This is a genomic window from Sporosarcina luteola (assembly GCF_023715245.1).
GTDB lineage: Bacteria > Bacillota > Bacilli > Bacillales_A > Planococcaceae > Sporosarcina > Sporosarcina luteola_C.
This window is the reverse complement of the sequence record NZ_JAMBNV010000001.1, coordinates 1,979,257-1,998,132: the sequence shown is the minus strand read 5'-3', so window position 1 is coordinate 1,998,132 and position 18,876 is coordinate 1,979,257. Positions and strand designations below refer to the sequence as shown.

Below are 18,876 nucleotides of genomic sequence, written 5' to 3'. Positions count from 1 at the left end.
ATCACGGTAAGATCCAAGTCCCATTTTCATCGGTAGCGATGCCTCTTACATAAAGAGGTATCGCTTTTTTCATTGCGTAAATGGCCGCGCGTTTTTGAATGACTGGACGATCTGTTTCTAATAGCGGTAACAATTGATGGATGCTCATACTATCTAATTTTTTGGCGTTTTTCCCGAATCGCGGATCACTTGTCATGACACCGGGAACATCTTTAAAAAATTCTACATGTGATGCACGCAATGCACCGCCTAACGCAATGGCGGTCAAATCGCTGCCCCCTCTGCCAATTGTCATCACCTGGCCAAATTCATTGATTCCTTGAAAACCCGGGATGATGACACAACCGGATTCCCGTAAGCTGTCAACGATCATTGTAGGATCGATATCACTTATTGTTCCATCCCCAAAATCACCGGATGTCCAAATGCCTGCTTGAATTCCATGTAGGATTCTGTTCGGGATGCCCGCTTCTTCCAATTCGGCTGAAAGAATTGCTGATGCGATGAGCTCTCCGCATGAAGCTGCAAGATCACTTGCGGCTTTTGAATAGTTGAATGCGTCGGTCAGGCGTAATAACCGATCTGTGGAGTATGGTTCATCTCCTCTTCCAATTGCTGAAACGACCACTACGACATTTTGATGGTTTTCTAATCCGGATTTTATGTGGCCGATGCAATTTTTTCGTGTTTGTTTGTCTTTCATGGCCACTCCGCCAAATTTTTGAACTATCATTCTAGCTCCCAACTTTCTTCGTGTCGTTCGTTGCATTTCCTTCATACGATAAAGTATGGTTCGCTCTCAATATATTCGCTATTCATGAAAATTGTTCGGGAAGGGGAGGGGGCTTCTGTTACTATCTGAGATTCTGAAAGATTGGCCCTGTATGGTTTCGGGAAGTGTTGGTGTGCCGGTTAGCGGCATTACGGAGAGGTCAGGAAATGTGAGGGAAGGATTCATTTTCGTCGCAAGGAAAGGTGCTCGAGATGATGGGGTTTTGCATGTCCAAGAAGCGATTGAACGCGGTGCTGTCGCAATCGTCTTTGATCGCAATCAAAACACGGCTTTCGATGATATTCAGGAAATCACGCTAATCACAGTGCCTGATGGGCGGAAGTTCATTTCGCATGCCAGTGCCAAGCTTGCCGGGAATCCGTCCGAATCACTGAAAATCATTGCGGTGACAGGGACCAATGGCAAGACGACGGTTACGCATTTCATCGGCCAATTATTAACGATGCTCGGTGAGCAAGCGGCAGTCATCGGAACGACGGGAATTTTCATGAATGGCAGGAAAGTTATTTTTGATGTTCCTGAAATGACAACATTGCAAGCGGAATTCCTTCATCCGCTGTTGAAGAAATGCTTGGAAGCAGGCATGAAATATATAGTGATGGAAGCTTCTTCCCTAGGGCTATCAACATCCAGATTGGATCACTGCAAGATTGATATCGGGGTTTTCCTTAACATCGGGGTTGATCATTATGAAGAGCATGGTAGCAAGGAAGCCTATTTAGCTGCAAAAAAGCGGCTTGCGACGATGGCAAGGAATCTAGTTGTCAATGGCGATGATCGGCAATGTATAAGGCTAGTCGAAAACGCAAATAGGCCGGTCCATTTTTTCAATGAGTTGATGGTTGCGGGCAGGATGATTCCTTTCGACTTGTATCCAACCTGTTTACCGGGTAAGCATAATCGATTAAATGCCCTTGCCGCTGTTACTGTCATGGAAATACTAGAGTGGGATCCTTCTGTGACATTGCCTCTTTGTGATAAGCTCATATTGCCGGAAGGACGTTTGCAATGCTTGCGGGAAAGGGAAGTGAATGTCTATATCGATTATGCTCACACACCAGATGCTCTTCAAACGGTATTGGCTTCTCTCACCGAAGAGTCTACAGGCGAATTGATCACCGTTTTTGGCTGCGGAGGCAATCGTGACCGAGGAAAGCGGCCGCAAATGGGAAAAGTAGCAACAACTTATTCAACGAAAGTTATTATTACAACAGATAATCCGAGGAATGAAGAACCGTCTTCAATAATAGAGGAGATTCTGGCTGGAATTAATTGTGAAAAGGAAAAAGTCATTGTCGAGATGGATCGGAGAACGGCAATCGAAAAAGCGATACGATATGCCAAAGCCGGAGATATCGTTTTGATCGCCGGGAAAGGGCATGAGAGAACGCAGCAAATCGGGCAGGAACTTCTCACATTTTCAGATTATGAAGTAGCGGAAGAGGCATTACGTAAGAAGAATTAGTAAAACAGGTCGGAATGCATGCACATGGGACGCTTAATTTGGTATGATTAGTTGGAATGGAGGGAAAGCACTATGATGATGACGGATGAATGGATGTCAATCATTGAGCAATCAGAAACACTCTCCGACATGTTGCTTTCTTCTGAAATCGTTGAAGAATACAGAAGAGCGAATCATGCCGTTTATTCCGACAAAACGTTGGCAAAAGCGATCTATGATTTTACCAATATGAAGGAGCGTTACGAAGAAGTGCAGCGTTTCGGCAGATACCATCCTGACTATAAGACAGTCATGAAAGATATACGTATACAAAAAAGGGAATTGGATATGAATGAGCAAGTCGCGGCTTTGCGTCTTGCGGAGAATGATGTGCAAAGACTGTTGAATGAAGTCAGTGCAATCATTGCAGGAGCAGTATCCGATTCCATCAAAGTGCCCGCCGGGGATAGTTTTTTTGTGGATACATCTTGCGGGGGCGGGTGTGGTACGGGCGGAAGCTGTTCCTGCTCGGCTTAGGCAGTTATGTACCAGTAAAATAAAAAACGGTTGTCTGTCATTGAACAGGCAACCGTTTTTATTATGAATTTTGTTGGATGACTTCCATTGCAAGTGCCGGCTTGTCCGTGATGAAGCCCGCAGCTCCGGAAATTAAAAGCTTTTCAAATGTATCCTTGTCATTAATATGAGTATAGTAAACTGCAACATTCAAATTGGATAGAAAATTGATGAAGTTTTCCGAGTTCATTGGAAATGGACCCATTTTTTCAGTAATGCAGAATAAGTCGGCTCGTGGGTTATATAAATGTCCGAATTTGCTCGAAAAGGATGCATACGCCTTTTTCACTTCGTCATTACCCGCTCCGATGGCCACTCTATTTTGCGCATATAGATTGAAGCGGTCCGTTTGCTCGTCAAATGCGCTCATGACAATAACGCGCTCCTCTGATTCCATTTCCTCTAAAAGGCGCCACAGCTTGGATGGCATTAGACTGCCTTCGTATGTATCCGGCGAGTCCTTAAGATTAATAGCAATCAGCATATGAGGGTAGGCAGTCAGTAATTCACGTAAACTAATGATTTTCTCGCCTTTGCCACGAAAAGGAAAATGGCCATTGTCATCTTCGAACATATAGCCTGCATCGGCTTTTTTCAATTCGTCTATTGTATAATCGGAAATCCTGCCGGAAAAATCAGTAGTCCGATCTGCAGTTTCATCATGGAAGAGTACGATTTCTTCGTCTTTTGTCAATCGGATGTCGACGGCGAATCCATGGACTCCGAGCTCTGCTGAATTTGAAAACGCTGCCATCGTGTGCTCAGGAGTGCTTGACATTCCACCGCGATGCGAAAGGACGACAGGGTCCTCGAATTCGAGTGCTTCCTTCCGAGGGCGTGGTTGGGGCTTGGCAACTACTTTGGATGCAGCCCAAGCGGCTACTCCGGCTGCTCCCACTGTGAGAGCCATTTTCGTTTTTCTTCCCATTTTCGTATCCTCCTCTACTTACGTATTCGTATACTTTCCTCATTATAATGGAAAAAACGGAAGATGTCAGCAATGTTCGGTTGCAGCCCATTTCTCTACTATGGTATTGTATGGGGTAGGAAAAGAGGGGAAAACCATGATTGATCGACAAGGGATAATTGTATATCTCCATCATTTGAAACAGGCCAAATCGTTACGCAAGTATGGCCATGTCCATTACATTTCCAGAAAAATGAAATACATTGTCATATATTGTGATCAAGTGGACGTTGATGATACAATCCGTAAACTTGAGCGCCTTCCGTCCGTTAAAAGGGTGTTGCCATCCTATCGTCCATTCGTTAAAACGGAATATGAAAATGTGAAACCAGACAAGGCGAAGGAATACGATTATAAAATTGGTCTTTAATCACAATGTATTCGCTTATTGTAAAGGCGGGACAAGATGATTAAGACGCAGTATTCCTGTTATATACTGATAGAACAATTTGGTGTCGGCAAATTCAGAGGAATGCTTCAGTCCGATGAAGATCGGTTCCTGTCCTTGTTGCAAGGAAGTTTCCTCGAAGAGTAGCCTTCTCTTTGATTTGGATTCACCTATTTGAGAAATACCTTCCCTGCATATGTAAACCGGCATGAAATTACTGTTCCGGGCTGGGCGGAATGCGGCTGCCAGGGAAATCGCTTGTCCGCCATTGGTTTTTGAAGAAAAAATGAAGGTTCTTAGAAGCCGGTGTTGATTCGTCTCGATTAGTTCCATCAGTTCGTAGACGTCTCCATACCCTTCACCTAATTCAATAAAATACTGTTGTAACATGAACGACACTACCTTTCATCAATCTGAATATAGTTCATCTTATCATTTTTTACTCGCTTTAAACATCCCTGGCGATTGAGGTGCAGCATTTGAAGATCATACTCCGCATAGTCGGTCTATTAGTCGTTCTAAATTCAGTTTTACTCTATATGCATTATAGTCGATTGGCAGATGCAAGCGGGACACCGGCTACGCAATCCCGGTACATCCAGGAAATCGAAGTGATCAACAGGACGGACGCTCTTTTCGTCAGGCATCATTTTCATAACTTGGACGGAGGACGTCATGAAATCCTTTTGCCGATGGAAAGCCGGAACGCTTCCTGTTATTTAGAAATTGAAACTTCATGTATGAGAATCAATGAAAATGCAACTGCGATATTGGAAGGGAAGGAGAGCCGGCAATCCATCTCCTACGAAATCCCAAAGACCGAAAAAATGGTCAGTAGAAAGCTTTTCAGAGAACCATTCGCCTCTTTACGAAATGCGAGGTCGGATTCTACTATTCTACATGTCACCGATGAAAGCGGAATCGGTGGAATGTGGGTCAGCGGACTGGAATTGATCGGATCTAAAAAAATGGATATGGTCGATTATTCATTGTTCAAGGGAAAAGGCAAGGTAGCAGACCTCTATTGGCAAGAAAAGGAATTGCCCCAAACATATAAGGGAGGACGGCTCTCTATTTTCGGCGACTCGATTGATGCTGCTATAGCGGATCAACTAAATAGCGCTTTAGTGAAATTGAATGCCGGACATATTGTCATCTTGTTGGATTCGAAAGGAAAACCCCTTCAAACGTCAAGGTTTTTAATTACACAGCTAGAGCAGACGGAACTATCCGACTTGGTTTTAGACAGGGGTGTACGTTCGCAGTTCGCCATTTCCGATAAGGAACAACTTGTAGCCGGATTAGCCGCTTCGATAACCATAGATTCGCCGTCTGGTACAAAAGAGGCCAAAAAGGCATTTGAAGTATTGAAGCGTTCATTGTCAGCAGATCAGTATGATCGATTGAAGTCCCGCTTGGCAGAGAAGCAAGGTGAGCGATTGGATGCAGTTGAGTTGGATAAATTGATCGGCGAAGTTTGCGGATGGAAAACCTCTTTCGTCCAAAAGAACACGATAGGAGACTATCCGTTCATTTTGGAGGATACACGGATGATTACGATGAATGGTGAAGCCCAAGAAGATATTCAGGCCGTACTTATGGAAAAGCAAACACTGTATCCAGCAAACAAGGTTCTGACAAGGTTCGGCTATTCACTATCGACAAATGAAAATTCAATCTATATCGAAAGTGAAACCGAGAATTTCAGATTTTCACTACGTGATCCTTTCTATGTATTGAATGGTAAAAGATATGAATTACGTGAGAAGCCGTTTGTCCTCATCGATACTGAGTATTATTTTGAGGAAGATGCGTTAAGGCGTCTGTTCCAATTATCTATACAAAAAAACGAAGAGACAATCATCGTCAAGTCTATGACAGGAGGGGAATCGAAATGAGGGTCGTATCCGGATCCAGAAAAGGGACACCATTAAAATCATTGCCTGGCAATTTGACGAGACCGACTTCTGATAAGGTGAAAGAATCCCTTTTCAATATAATCGGTCCTTATTTTGACGGAGGAATCGCTGTGGAGCTATTTGGTGGAAGTGGTTCCCTATCGATCGAATCATTGTCAAGAGGAGCAGACCAAGCTTACATTTTCGAAAAAAATCCAAAGGCCTGCTCCATCATCCGTGATAACGTGGAAAAATGCAGATTCACAGACCAAGTACATATTAGTAGAAATGATGCAAGAAACGCTATTCGGGCATTGCCGGCCGATATTCAAATTGATTTGCTGTTTATTGACCCACCGTATGCCGAAATAAAATTCTATGATTTGGCGGATCTGATGGCGGAAGCCGGCATGTTATCCGATGGGGCAATTATTATTTGTGAACATGATAAGCAATTGACACTTCCGGATGCCTATCAGGAGTTTCAAAAGACGAAAAATCCGATCTATGGAAACAGCGCAATTTCCATCTATATGAAATGAGGGAGCAACAATGACAAAAATAGCAGTTGTGCCTGGCAGCTTCGATCCGATTACGAATGGTCATCTGGATATTATCGAACGTGCAGCCAAAGTGTTTCCTGAAGTGAGAGTGGCTGTCATGAATAATTCATCCAAAAATCCTTTATTCACAGTGGAAGAGAGGATGGAGCTAATCAGTGTCGTCACATCGAAATTCCCGAATGTCATCATTGAGTCATCTTCAGGTCTTCTTATCGATTATGCCCGTGAGGCAGGGGCTTCCGTCATCGTTCGTGGTTTGCGGGCGATATCCGATTTCGAATATGAAATGCAGATCACATCTATGAATAGAATGTTAGATGAAAGCATTGAGACATTTTTCGTCATGACGAAAAATCAATATTCATTTCTCAGTTCGAGCATCGTTAAAGAGGTTGCTCGGTATGGAGGAGATATATCTGCCCTCGTCCCTTCAGTTGTGGAAAAGGCATTGCGTGAAAAGTACATAGGTTAATAAGGTAATGGAATGGTTATGACATGAATTTTTGTCATAACCATTTTTTATAATAAGAAATATAAAATGATTGGAACAGTGATGACACTCCATATTCTGCTAAGGAAATATGGAATAAGGGGGATATCGGCGGTTTTCGCAATGACAAATACTTGCATATGGATGCTTAAGCCGTTCAGTGAAATGATTGCGGCGATTAAAAAAGGGAATACTGGACTCGTGAAAAAATGGTCGGTCGCCGATTGGACACCTGAAGTCATCTCAAATATGGCCAGCAGGAATGTTTTTGTGAATCCCAAATCAATAGTGAAGGCCTTCGATATGGCAGACGTCAATACATTTCCAAGGGCGGAAAAAAAGATTACGGTAGTGGCGACGAGTATGATGACTGTGGAGCTTTCCTTTATTGACTCCAAAAAAGGAGAGCTTACACGTTTTTTGGGCACTGGAAGTTGTGAAGAATCCAATTCCTGCTGCCCCTTCTTCATGGCTACGAGCGTAAATAATAAAAAAAGGATATTTGCAATATGAATAGCGGCCAAAAGTTTCCATCCCGATGTAGTATCTCCAAATAGCTCAGTCCCTACAAAGCCGAGTATGAACATGGGACCAGGCGCATGACAGGCAGCTAGCAAGTAGCCGCTTTCGCGTCTGCTCAACTCCCCGATTTTAACCATTTCCGTTACAGTGACCGCTCCGACTGGAAATCCTCCGAATGAACCGAGGACGTACGCCTTCATATATCGTTTCCAATTGTTCTTTGATGGATTTTCCACAGGTACTTTCAAAAGCCACTGCGTCAAAATGATATAGGGAAGCAAATAAGGCAGCAAAGCGTGAACAAATAATTGTGCACCGGCTTCGGCACCGTCATGTGCGGTGCCGGGCTGCAAGATGAAGAGGATAATTAATCCCCAAATGACCACGATGCTGATCATAACTTTATTTGTTGCTGTGTATCTGAGACGTACTTCATTCATGTGCCTCCTTCAGCGATGTTAGATGCAAAACGTTGTCGTTTTTTTCTTTATACTGGATATTTTCGATGGTACACTAGTAACCAGCCAGCTATTCATGTCTAGCTTTGGATGCTAGCTACTCGGGTTTGGGGAAGCGCCCTCAGCTTTTCTTGTTATATATATGTCCCATCTGTACAGGCTATTAATGGAGGTGTGTGGGTATGAAGATGAAAAGGGTTGGATTGTATGCCGTCGCATTGCTTTTTCTATTGTTTTTATTCATTTATCCTCTCGATGCATACATATCGAAACCGGGTGGAGCTTATGATTTGGAGCCAATTGTAGAAGTCGAGGGCGGTGACAAGGATGATGTGGGCACATTCAGCCTAATGACAATTTCGATAGGGAAAGCAACACCATTTTCCTACGTTGCCTCTAAATTTTCCGACCGGATGAAGGTATTGCCTATCAACAAAGTGAGAAGGGAAGGGGAGAATGACAAGGAATATAACATACGTCAGAAAAAACTCATGTCAGATTCCCAATTCAACGCAATTACGATCGCATTCAGCAAAGCCAATATACCAGTCGATATTACGTATGATGGTGTCTTCGTCGTATCTGTCCTGAAAGGCGGAGCGGCTGATGGCAAGCTTCAAACTGGAGATAAAATTCGCTTCGTTGATGGTAGGCAGTTGAATGAGGCCGGACAGTTTGCATCGTCGATTTCCGGAAAAAGCAAAGGCGATAAAGTGATGGTCACCATAGAACGGGATGAGAAGCTCATAGATGTTGAAATCATTTTACGCCCGATACCCAAATCCGAAGGTCGTATCGGTCTAGGTATCGAATTCCAGGAGGACCGTGAGCTGTCAACTGATCCTAAAGTGGATATCCACACAGCCGATATCGGCGGACCGTCTGCGGGGCTTATGTTCACTTTGGAAATTATGAATCAGCTGCTTGACGAGGACATAACGAAAGGATACAACATCGCTGGTACCGGTGAGATGTTATCTGATGGAACAGTCGGCCGGATAGGCGGAGCAGATTTCAAAATCATGGCAGCTGATCGTGAAGGAGTGGAGATCTTTTTCGCCCCAAACGATTATTTGCCGGATGAAGTTCGGCAGAAGAATCCAGGCATTATGACCAACTATGAGGAAGCCGTAAAAACAGCAGAAAAAACAGGTACGAAAATGAAAATCGTACCTGTAACAACGATAGATGACGCCTTGGATTATTTGAAGGACTTAAAAGAGAAGTGATCTTCCATAATCGGCGATGTTTGATAATCCAAGCCGATTTTGGAGGCACTCGTCCCTTTTCCTAGAGCTAAAGCATAAATATCGGATGCGGTGATGTCCATAGCCAATGAAGGATCGGAAAATGATGCGACTTTGCTTATAAGGGGCAAAGATAATTCCTTTTTCCGGCCGTTTAAGTAGGTACGTCCTTCATTGGTCATCCCGAGTAATCGCAAATAAGTAGGCTTTTCCATTTCAGCCTGCCTAATTTTCGTGAAGCCGGTCAGTATATGTGTTAGCATCCGTTGTATCCTGGTCCAAGTATAGCGCTTTGATTTCACTGTATCCATGAATGATTGAAAGGAATCCTGTGATTGCGCCGCACGGAAGATGAGATTTTCAATTCCTTCCGAAACATCTGCAATTGTACGTAACCGGTCAGGTCCATCCCGTAAAATCATGAAACGAAGGAATGGGTAAAAGCTCTCCCAGTTGCCGAATACTGCTCTTTCCGATTGCCATTCTTGCAACAATTGTTTTGTCACAGGCGGAATGAAATTGGAAACTTCATCTAGCCTTTCCGAGCCGAAGAACGATTTCCGGATGCCTGTCGCACTTGCGATTTTTTGACTATCCAATGAGTCATCATGGTAGCCGGCTCCCATCCGTTTGATTGTCACGGCTTTCATTGATGAACCGATCGACTTCGCGGCTTCCATGTAATGGAACCCTAAAATATTATTCGGCATAGTCAAGTCGGCAACCGGAATAGAAGATTGTCCCGCTAGAATTGTTTTGTACGCTTGATTCAACGCCATTGGATAGCTTACGCCTTCCGCAACGGCAGCTTTTACTGCTGTTTCATATTCATCCGTATAGCGTTCAATCAACTGTAAGCTATTTTGAAAAGACTCTATAGTACCGTCTTCACTTCCGAAACAAAAAGCGCTGCATCCTGCCGCGTCGAGCAACTCGATGGCCCCTTGAGCAAAAGCTTGCGCGTTTCCTGTTGCAAATCGGTAAGGAAGCTCGAATACAATGTCCACGCCGGAAGCCAACGCCATCTTCGACCGCGTCCATTTATCGACAAAAGCCGGTTCGCCCCTTTGCAGGAAATTACCGCTCATAACTGCGATGATGACATCGGCGCCAGTTTCTGATTTGGCCTCCTTTACATGGTAGACATGTCCATTATGCAAAGGATTATATTCAACGACGATGCCTGTAGCTTTCAATTTGTCCACCCCTTCGATATAATCTAATTGAATTATACGTTGTTGAGATTTAGGTGACAAGAAAATATCTTGACATCCCTTTTTATCCATTATATAATCAACAGTGTTGTCTTGAGGTGATATAGACGTGAAATGGTCAATTCATCAACTACAGAAATACAGACAAGGAGCATTGCCGCTTGACGAAGCGGTCAACCTTGACTCCGTCAAAAAACGGAATCCGGAAATCCGGGATATTAAGCCTGTCCACGTAACGGGAAGCTGTATAATCGGTTCAAAAAAACTGACTTGCCATTTCCACCTCGAAGGTGTAATGACATTACCCTGTTCACGAACATGGGAAGATGTCGAATTTCCATTTTCGGTGGAAACAGACGAGCAGTTCAGTTGGGACGAAGCCACACTTGCCACGGATGATAATATACACCCGGTAATCGGGGAAATTATCGATCCGACCCCCATCTTTGAAGAGTTGATACTTCTGGAAGTGCCTTTGCAGATTTTCAGCGAAAATGCTGATGAGATGAAAAGCGCTGAGGGTAAAGGGTGGTCTTACACGACCAATGAAGAACATGAAGAGCGGCTCCGTGAAGAGAAGAAGAAAGTTGATCCGCGTTTGGCGGGCTTAGCTGATTTTTTCAACACGGACAAGGAATAGACGATACTAAGGAGGTGCCTCAAATGGCAGTACCAAAAAGAAGAACTTCAAAAACATCTAAAAGACTTCGTCGTACGCATATTAAGCTACAAGTTCCAGGCATGACAACTTGTGACAATTGCGGCGATATGAAACTTGCGCACCGCATTTGTAAATCTTGCGGTCATTACAAAGGTAAAGAAGTAGTAGGGGAATAATATTCTCTGCTTAAAGACCACCGTGAGGCCATGGCTCCGGTGGTTTTTTTATATTATAAAATGGAGGGTGGCCGTAATCAGATGCGTCAAAGGTCCCGAAAGGACGATAACTTTTGAGAAGTGACCGATAACTACTCTGAAATGATCGATAACTCGATTAACTTGATCGAAACCTCTCGGAAAATGACCGATATCCGTCAGGAAGTGATCGATATCTTTCATCCAACTACCTAAGGAGGGATTTGCATGTCCTATAAAATTGAAATCACTGATGGAATCGCCATGTTCATTATCAATCGTCCGGAAATGAGAAATGCAATTAACGGTGTAGTCATGGACGGTCTCGAAACCTTTTTAACAAAAGTAGAAACTGATAACAGCATAGCGTACGCAGTCATAACAGGAGAAGGCGACCGAGCATTCTGTTCAGGCGGCGACCTGTCGGAATTCCACGGTTTCCGCACGGCAGACGAAGCTTATCCGATGCTGAGCAGGATGGCAGGATTATTATATAGACTGTCGACATTGCCGGTTCCCGTTATAGCAATCGTCAACGGAGCAGCTGTTGGCGGAGGTTGTGAAATTGCGACTGCATGCGATTACAGACTCGTCTCCGCAAGCGCAAAGGCAGGATTCATCCAAGGGACGCTAGCTATTACAAGCGGTTGGGGCGGCGCGTCGCAACTGTTTGCTAAAATGAACAATCATGCTGCCACGCTGAAATTATTGTCTGAAGCGAAAGTACATACAGCACAACAGTTGCAAACAATCGGATGGGCAACGGAAGTTTATGATGGAAATCCACAAGATGGTTTAGACAATTTCATTTACAATATGAAAAATATACATCCATCCGTACACAGAGCATATAAGAAGATAGCGATTGCAAACTGGAATCAATCCGGAATCAAGGAACGCATGCTCGAAGAAGCCGCCCAATGCGCTCAACTATGGGAAAGCGATGCACATCACGAAGCCGTCGCAAACTTCCTGAAGAAAAAATGATTTAGCTAGTGCAATGAAGCCGGAATCAAATATATCGGGCATTTAAGGTCAGATAATGATAGGAATTCAGATAAATAGTTGAAAACGGTTTCATTCATCGTATAAACTAGTAATGGGGAGAAATTAAAACAATGCAACTAAGGGGGATGCCTATATGAATAAGATACTTATTGCGAATCGTGGGGAAATCGCATTGAGGATCATGAAGACATGCAAGCGGCTCGGCATCAAGACTGTAGCTGTGCATTCGGAAGCCGATGAACATATGCCGTTTGTGAAATACGCAGACGAAGCCTATGTTATCGGACCTGGTCCTGTACTCCAGTCCTATTTGAAAGCGGATGACATTATCGAAATCGCATTGAAGGTGGGAGCGGATGCCATTCATCCAGGCTATGGGCTAATGTCCGAAAACGCTGCATTCGCCCGCAAAGTAAGCGATGCAGGCTTGACATTCATCGGCCCCGACGCTGAAACGATTGAATTGATGGGTGATAAAATCGCTTCACGAATGAAGATGAAAGCCGCTAGTGTACCGGTTGTTCCGGGAACCGACGAAGGGGTCGCCTCTTTGGAGGATGCGATACATGCGGCAAATATGATCGGCTATCCAATCATGTTGAAAGCGAGTGCCGGCGGTGGCGGTATTGGAATGGTGCGTTGTGAAAGTGAGCAAGCGCTCAGTCAACATTTTCAATCCGTCAAAACCCGTGCAAAATCCTATTTCGGAGATGATGTTGTTTTTCTCGAAAAGTTCGTCGAGAATGCTCGTCATATCGAAGTACAGATATTCGGTGATGATAAAGGGAACATCGTCCATCTGTTTGAACGGAATTGTTCCGTACAAAGACGCAACCAGAAGGTGATCGAAGAATCTCCTTCCCCATCATTGTCAGAAGAAGTGGCAGAGAGGCTGTATGAAGCTGCTGTTGCTGCAGGGAAAGCCGTCAACTATCGGAACGCGGGAACTGTGGAATTTATTTTATCCGAAAACGATGATTTTTATTTTCTTGAAATGAATACCCGATTACAAGTGGAACATCCAGTTACTGAAGAAGTGACCGGCTATGACCTTGTTGAATGGCAGATCGAAGTGGCAAGCGGCAATGAATTGCCGGTCAAGGATCAGCAACAGATCAAAAGTTCAGGCCATGCGATTGAATTCCGTATTTATGCGGAAGATCCCGCAACATTCATGCCCTCGCCAGGAATAATCCGCAAAATGGACTGGAATGATTCAGCCAATGTGCGCATCGATTCAGGTTACGAGGAGGGCGGAAGCGTTACGCCGTTCTATGATCCGATGATTGCTAAAGTGATCGTCCATGCAGAAGGTCGACAAGAAGCAATAAACAAAGCGGAAGAATTCTTCACTTCCTTTACGATTGAAGGAGTTAAAACAAATATTCCACTCTTTCAGAAGTTCATAGGATCAAAAGAATTCGACCATGGCGATTATACTACAAACGTTTTAGCGGAATGGTTGAAAACCAAAAAGGAGGAAGTGGAAAAATGACACAAGTAAAAGCTGCAATGGCAGGTACAGTATTTACAGTGAACGTTGCTGAAGGTGATGAAGTACAGGCGGGCCAAGTGATCATCGTCCTTGAATCGATGAAAATGGAGATTCCAGTAGAAACAGAAATTGGAGGCAAAGTGACATCGATCAATGTCCAAGTCGGCGATTTCGTGAATGAAGAAGATGTACTTGCGGTTATCGGGGAATAAGGACAGCTGGTTCTACAAATCGGCAGCCTGAAGGGTGAATGTGATCGGGAGGGGAAGAACAATGACGAACATGACAGAGCAGACGGGTTATAATGAAAAACTGAATGAAAGACTTGAGAAGGTGTTGTCGGGAGGTCATCCGAAATATCACGAAAAATTGATGGAGCAGAATAAGCTGTTCGTGCGTGATCGACTCAAGCTCCTTTTCGACGAAGGTAAGTATATGGAGGATGGCCGCTTCGCAAACTGTGAAGCTGACGATTTGCCAGCGGACGGCGTCGTTACCGCCATGGGGCAAGTGAATGGGCAAACTGTTTGTGTCATGGCGAATGATTCAACAGTGAAAGCCGGCTCATGGGGATCAAGAACGGTTGAGAAGATTATCCGCATCCAAGAGATTGCCGAAAAGAATAGAGTGCCGATGTTGTATCTTGTCGATTCTGCAGGGGCTCGTATTACGGATCAACTTGAAATGTTCCCGAATCGTAGGGGTGCGGGAAGGATCTTCCATAACCAAGTGAGGCTATCAGGCTTCATCCCTCAAATCTGTCTATTGTTCGGGCCTTCGGCGGCTGGGGGGGCGTACATCCCTGCATTTTGCGATATTGTCATCATGGTGGAGGGGAATGCTTCCATGTATTTGGGATCCCCGCGGATGGCGGAAAAAGTGATCGGCGAGAAAGTGACGTTGGAGGAGATGGGCGGAGCGAGAATGCATTGTTCCGTCAGTGGATGCGGTGATGTCCTTGTTGAAAGCGAAGAGCAAGCAATCAGTGAAGCACGTCGCTATCTAGGCTTTTTCCCGGCTAATTTCACCGAGAAACCTTCCGTCATAGATGCAGTCGCGGCCAGGACGGGAAGATCACTCGAAGAAATCATCCCCGAGAACCAAAATGCGCCGTTCGATATGTACGAAGCAATCAATGCGTTGATCGATGAGGACAGTTTCTTTGATATTAAGAAACTATTCGCTCCGGAACTTATTACCGGACTTGCGCGTATTGAGGGTCAACCTGTTGGAATCATTGCAAACCAACCGAAAGTGAAAGGGGGCGTCCTGTTCGTCGACTCGGCGGATAAGGCGGCCAAGTTCATTACTTTATGCGATGCATTCTCAATTCCGCTTCTGTTTTTAGCGGATGTCCCCGGCTTCATGATCGGTACCAAAGTAGAACGAGATGGCATTATCCGTCACGGTGCTAAATTGATCATGGCAATGAGCTCGGCTACGGTCCCTAAAATATCCGTTGTTGTCCGGAAAGCTTATGGTGCTGGACTTTATGCAATGGCGGGTCCCGCATTTGAACCAGATGTTTGTATTGCGTTGCCGACAGCGCAAATTGCAGTGATGGGACCGGAAGCTGCGGTCAATGCGGTATATTCGAATAAAATCGAAGCGATTGAGGATCCGAAAGAGAAAATTGCTTTTGTGCAGGCGAAACATAAAGAATATAAAGAGGAAATCGATATTTACAAGATGGCTTCCGAGCTGATAATTGATGAAATCATCGCGCCTTCAGACTTGCGGAGTGTGCTTGCCGACCGATTCCGTTTTTATTCGACAAAAGAACTTCCGTTGCCACCTAAAAAACATCCCGTGTATCCTGTATAATCGAATATAAGGTAGAATAAGGGCGCCTTTTCCGAAGGTCGCCCTTTTTAAAAAGGGGGATTTGCATGGATGTTGTGATCGCTGGAGCGGGTTCTATCGGTTTGTTAATAGGCTCTTATTTGGCGGAAGCGGGTTTGAAGGTCGTGTTTTTTGTAAGAAGGGAAGAGCAGGCAACTCTCATTCGGCAAAAGGGAATCAGTCGCATTAATGGTGATCGGTCAGAAACAGTATTAGAAGTGGATGCACAAACAGATGTCGGGAAACTGCCGGAGAATGCCTCTTGGATAATCTCGACGAAGTATGAAGGGGTAGCGCCAGTCGTTGAGGTGATTCTCGATAGAAATATAATGAATCCGGTAATGTTCGTTCAAAATGGATATGGTCATTTCGAGTTTATCCGTGGAACTTCAATGTCGGACGTGTTTTTTGCGACTGTCGAGCATGGCGCAGGCCGATTGGATGACCGGACTGTTTCCCATAACGGCGTAGGTACGATAAACATTGCTCCTTATCGGGGCGATGAGACAAGTTTTGATTTCATGCAAGCTGTTAGCTCAGCTGTATTTCCGGTGGCATATACGAAGGATGCCCACCATATCATTTTCCGGAAAGTGCTGATCAATTGCATGATCAATCCGTTGACAGCGATTTTGCAAGTGAGGAACGGTGAATTAGTCCGGAATCCTAATGCCAAACTACTTTTTGATCAGTTATATGATGAACTTATGGCTGCATTTCCGGAAATGAAAAATGATTTGCCGAAAACCGCTGTTGAAGGAATATGTAGGAGAACAGAGAACAACAGATCTTCCATGTTGACAGATCGTGAGAACAGGAATTCTATGGAGATAGAGACAGTGGTATCATCTGTCCTTCAAATGGGTGAACGCCGCGGCGTCCGCTTGCCGCTATTGGCAACGCTTGAGAAATTACTGCTTGCGATAGATAGGAGTTGATTGGCGATGGTGAATGTTCTCCTGTCGATCCTTACGGGGATCATTGTTGTATTTCCATTTGTCATTACAATCGTATTCCTGATATTTATGAGGAGGATGGGGAAAGCTCCTGCTGCGGTCATTGGGAAAGCTGCGGATTTTACAACCCCTTTTTTATTTTTGTCAGTATATATCACATCAATGACCATTTTTGGTAAAGGTATGGGTTTTTATATTACTTCGATCGCCATTCTCATCGCAATTATCCTTACTGTTGTTGAAAGGGTGAAGGAGAAAGAGTTTAAAATAGGACGTGTTATGCAGAAAACATGGAGATTGTTTTTTTTATTGCTCTCACTTTCCTATATCATTCTTCTTGTAATCGGTATTACCTTTAACATACTGGAATATGTAAAATGACAGGGATTTCATTCAGGTGACAAGCGTATATTTTTCATTCCGATGAATGAGAATGATATACTCTGTTCAAACCAGTAAAAAGGGGCATCAATGATGGAAATCAAGTCAATGGCATTGGATAATGAAAACAAGGTAATGCAGTTTTACAATCATGACGAACAATTCATACATAATTTTTTTGACTATAGAAATGAAAACCGTTCATACCCTGACAGGCTGAAGGAGCTATCCGGCCGTCCATTCTTTAGGAAAGAACTTTCTTCTGTCATCCGTTCCTTCATGGAGCCATTTGGAATTTCAAAGAAAGCTTCAACATATCTAGAAGAACTTTCCGAAAACGGAGTTGTTGTCGTCGGCGGCCAGCAAGCGGGCATTTTGACAGGGCCTCTCTACTCCGTCCATAAAGCGATTACGGTCATCCTGCTCGCGGAGCAAAAAAGGAAAGAGCTTTCCGTTCCGGTCATACCTGTGTTTTGGGTTGCTGGCGAGGATCATGATCTGAATGAAATTAATCACGTCTATACGGAAAATTCTTATGGGATTATGAAACATAAGTATCCCGAGAAATTCATCCTGAAATTGATGGCATCCGACGCGACTTATTCCCAAAAGGAAATGATGGCATTTGTGGAAGATGTTTTTCGTCAGTTCGGTGAAACGGAGCATACGAGGACTTTGATGGAGGAAGTTTTGACCGCGGTCGAAAAGGAAGAGACATTCACCGGGTTTTTCGTCAGACTGATGAACGGACTTTTCCATGAACAAGGACTTTTGTTCATTGACTCGGCGTATAAACCATTGCGTGAAATCGAAAAAAGCTATTTCGCTCAATTCATTTCTGAATCCGATGAGCTCGCTAAATTGGTCGTTAAGAATGAAGCGCAGTTTGCAGAGCTGGGACTCGGTAAGCCGATTGAAGCTGAAGAGGATGCTGCGCACCTGTTTTATGTGCATGAAACTGGACGAGTCCTTTTATCGAAAAAGGATGGACATTTTGTAAATGACAGTACAGGCATCCGGTTCACAAGTGAGGAAATGATGAGGATCGCTGTTGAACAGCCCTGGCTGTTGAGCAACAATGTCGTAACACGTCCTGTCATGCAAGACCTAGTCTTCCCGGTTCTCGCTTTCGTTGGCGGGCCGGGTGAAATTGCCTACTGGGCTTTATTGAAAGAGGCTTTCCAGCTTTTCGGAATCCGGATGCCAATCATTGTTCCACGTGTTTCAATGACATTGGTATCCAAGCGCGCGAAACAGGCAATGGAGTCAATTTCATTGACGATGGAAGATGTACTTGCCGGAAAAGTCTTCGAAGTTCGGGAGCGGTTCATCGATTCATTGCAAAATGAACGGTTTGAGAGACTGCTTGCAGAAACAGAGATGCAACTGAAAGGAAAGTATGAAGAACTGACAGAAGGTTCAAGTGCATCGATGCGTCAGTTGCTTGAGAAGAATTTGAAATTCCATGAAAAACAATTGGATTACCTAAGGAAGAAGGCAGAAGAGGAGTTATTGATCCAACACCAAACGGCTCTCCGTAAATATAGCATCCTTGAGAATGAGCTGTTGCCGGATGGATCACTGCAAGAGCGGATATTCACGCCTTATCTCTTCATGAATCAATATGGCCCAGATTTGGTTCAAGATTTGCTTCGCCAACAGATCAAAATGGATGGAACCCATCAGATCATCTATTTATAAATGATGAAACAACGCCGATGCAGGCATTTACAGACTGCATCGGCGTTTTTTATGGGTTTATGACGTTCGGAAACTATG

Annotated in this window: 21 protein-coding genes; 16 read left to right on the top strand and 5 right to left on the bottom strand. The window is 44.2% G+C overall.

Going from position 1 to position 18,876, the window contains the following annotated elements:
- Position 1: 1 nt before the first annotated feature.
- Positions 2–733: an aspartate kinase gene (locus M3152_RS09625; protein ID WP_285847012.1), complete on the bottom strand. Its 732-nt coding sequence runs from the start codon at positions 731–733 to the stop codon at positions 2–4.
- 151 nt (positions 734–884) lie between these two features.
- Between M3152_RS09625 and M3152_RS09620 the strand changes: the two genes are divergently transcribed.
- Together M3152_RS09620 and M3152_RS09615 are read left to right on the top strand one after the other, a co-directional pair.
- Positions 885–2,258 carry a Mur ligase family protein gene (locus M3152_RS09620; protein WP_251694912.1) on the top strand — a complete coding sequence of 458 codons (1,374 nt, stop codon included), beginning with the start codon at positions 885–887 and terminating at the stop codon, positions 2,256–2,258.
- 72 nt (positions 2,259–2,330) lie between these two features.
- Entirely contained in the window at positions 2,331–2,774 is a 444-nt protein-coding gene (locus tag M3152_RS09615; RefSeq protein WP_251694911.1) for a YlbF family regulator, read from the top strand.
- Positions 2,775–2,835: 61 nt separating this feature from the next.
- On the opposite strand, the gene M3152_RS09610 is transcribed toward M3152_RS09615, so the two are convergent.
- Positions 2,836–3,741 (bottom strand): glycerophosphodiester phosphodiesterase family protein, encoded by a 906-nt coding sequence (locus tag M3152_RS09610; RefSeq protein ID WP_251694910.1) that lies wholly within the window; start codon positions 3,739–3,741, stop codon positions 2,836–2,838.
- Positions 3,742–3,877: 136 nt separating this feature from the next.
- On the opposite strand from M3152_RS09610, the gene M3152_RS09605 reads away from it, so the two are divergent.
- On the top strand, positions 3,878–4,150 hold the full coding sequence (locus M3152_RS09605; RefSeq protein WP_251694909.1) for a YlbG family protein: 273 nt from the start codon (positions 3,878–3,880) through the stop codon (positions 4,148–4,150).
- Positions 4,151–4,165: 15 nt separating this feature from the next.
- On the opposite strand, the gene M3152_RS09600 is transcribed toward M3152_RS09605, so the two are convergent.
- Positions 4,166–4,558, bottom strand: coding sequence for a DUF7147 family protein (locus tag M3152_RS09600; RefSeq protein WP_251694908.1), 393 nt, complete (start codon positions 4,556–4,558; stop codon positions 4,166–4,168).
- Between the two features lie 89 nt (positions 4,559–4,647).
- On the opposite strand from M3152_RS09600, the gene M3152_RS09595 reads away from it, so the two are divergent.
- The 3 genes from M3152_RS09595 to coaD are packed head-to-tail and all read left to right on the top strand — an operon-like array spanning position 4,648 to position 7,101.
- On the top strand, positions 4,648–6,066 hold the full coding sequence (locus M3152_RS09595; RefSeq protein WP_251694907.1) for a hypothetical protein: 1,419 nt from the start codon (positions 4,648–4,650) through the stop codon (positions 6,064–6,066).
- On the top strand, positions 6,063–6,608 hold the full coding sequence (gene rsmD, locus M3152_RS09590) for a 16S rRNA (guanine(966)-N(2))-methyltransferase RsmD (protein ID WP_251694906.1): 546 nt from the start codon (positions 6,063–6,065) through the stop codon (positions 6,606–6,608). The genes M3152_RS09595 and rsmD overlap by 4 nt, the downstream gene beginning before the upstream one ends.
- 10 nt (positions 6,609–6,618) lie before the next feature.
- Complete coding sequence (gene coaD / locus M3152_RS09585; RefSeq protein WP_251694905.1) at positions 6,619–7,101, top strand: pantetheine-phosphate adenylyltransferase; 483 nt, start codon at positions 6,619–6,621, stop codon at positions 7,099–7,101.
- Between the two features lie 47 nt (positions 7,102–7,148).
- Here the strand turns inward: coaD and M3152_RS09580 are convergent, their stop codons facing one another.
- Positions 7,149–8,081 (bottom strand): hypothetical protein, encoded by a 933-nt coding sequence (locus M3152_RS09580; protein ID WP_251694904.1) that lies wholly within the window; start codon positions 8,079–8,081, stop codon positions 7,149–7,151.
- 200 nt (positions 8,082–8,281) lie between these two features.
- On the opposite strand from M3152_RS09580, the gene M3152_RS09575 reads away from it, so the two are divergent.
- Positions 8,282–9,328 carry a SepM family pheromone-processing serine protease gene (locus tag M3152_RS09575; RefSeq protein ID WP_251694903.1) on the top strand — a complete coding sequence of 349 codons (1,047 nt, stop codon included), beginning with the start codon at positions 8,282–8,284 and terminating at the stop codon, positions 9,326–9,328.
- Here the strand turns inward: M3152_RS09575 and M3152_RS09570 are convergent.
- A complete protein-coding gene (locus tag M3152_RS09570) occupies positions 9,301–10,542 on the bottom strand; it encodes a nucleotidyltransferase (protein WP_285847011.1) in 1,242 nt (413 codons plus the stop codon). The two genes, M3152_RS09575 and M3152_RS09570, sit on opposite strands and share 28 nt — an antisense overlap.
- A gap of 127 nt (positions 10,543–10,669) precedes the next feature.
- Between M3152_RS09570 and M3152_RS09565 the strand changes: the two genes are divergently transcribed.
- From M3152_RS09565 to bshC, 9 genes are all read left to right on the top strand, one after another.
- On the top strand, positions 10,670–11,200 hold the full coding sequence (locus tag M3152_RS09565; protein WP_251694901.1) for a YceD family protein: 531 nt from the start codon (positions 10,670–10,672) through the stop codon (positions 11,198–11,200).
- Positions 11,201–11,223: 23 nt separating this feature from the next.
- Positions 11,224–11,397 (top strand): 50S ribosomal protein L32, encoded by a 174-nt coding sequence (gene rpmF, locus M3152_RS09560; protein ID WP_251694900.1) that lies wholly within the window; start codon positions 11,224–11,226, stop codon positions 11,395–11,397.
- 246 nt (positions 11,398–11,643) lie between these two features.
- Positions 11,644–12,402 carry an enoyl-CoA hydratase/isomerase family protein gene (locus M3152_RS09555; protein WP_251694899.1) on the top strand — a complete coding sequence of 253 codons (759 nt, stop codon included), beginning with the start codon at positions 11,644–11,646 and terminating at the stop codon, positions 12,400–12,402.
- A 154-nt stretch (positions 12,403–12,556) separates the two neighbouring features.
- Positions 12,557–13,918, top strand: coding sequence for an acetyl-CoA carboxylase biotin carboxylase subunit (locus M3152_RS09550; RefSeq protein ID WP_251694898.1), 1,362 nt, complete (start codon positions 12,557–12,559; stop codon positions 13,916–13,918).
- Positions 13,915–14,130, top strand: a complete 216-nt coding sequence (locus M3152_RS09545) for a biotin/lipoyl-binding carrier protein (protein ID WP_251694897.1) — start codon at positions 13,915–13,917, stop codon at positions 14,128–14,130. Before M3152_RS09550 ends, M3152_RS09545 begins: the two co-directional genes overlap by 4 nt.
- A 70-nt stretch (positions 14,131–14,200) precedes the next feature.
- Positions 14,201–15,742, top strand: a complete 1,542-nt coding sequence (locus M3152_RS09540) for an acyl-CoA carboxylase subunit beta (RefSeq protein WP_251695305.1) — start codon at positions 14,201–14,203, stop codon at positions 15,740–15,742.
- 65 nt (positions 15,743–15,807) lie between these two features.
- The gene (locus tag M3152_RS09535) at positions 15,808–16,698 is read left to right on the top strand and encodes a 2-dehydropantoate 2-reductase (protein WP_251694896.1); all 891 of its coding nucleotides are present in this window, start codon (positions 15,808–15,810) and stop codon (positions 16,696–16,698) included.
- Positions 16,699–16,704: 6 nt separating this feature from the next.
- Complete coding sequence (locus tag M3152_RS09530; RefSeq protein ID WP_251694895.1) at positions 16,705–17,097, top strand: DUF3397 family protein; 393 nt, start codon at positions 16,705–16,707, stop codon at positions 17,095–17,097.
- Positions 17,098–17,190: 93 nt separating this feature from the next.
- Positions 17,191–18,798, top strand: a complete 1,608-nt coding sequence (bshC, locus tag M3152_RS09525) for a bacillithiol biosynthesis cysteine-adding enzyme BshC (RefSeq protein WP_251694894.1) — start codon at positions 17,191–17,193, stop codon at positions 18,796–18,798.
- Positions 18,799–18,876 lie beyond the last annotated feature (78 nt).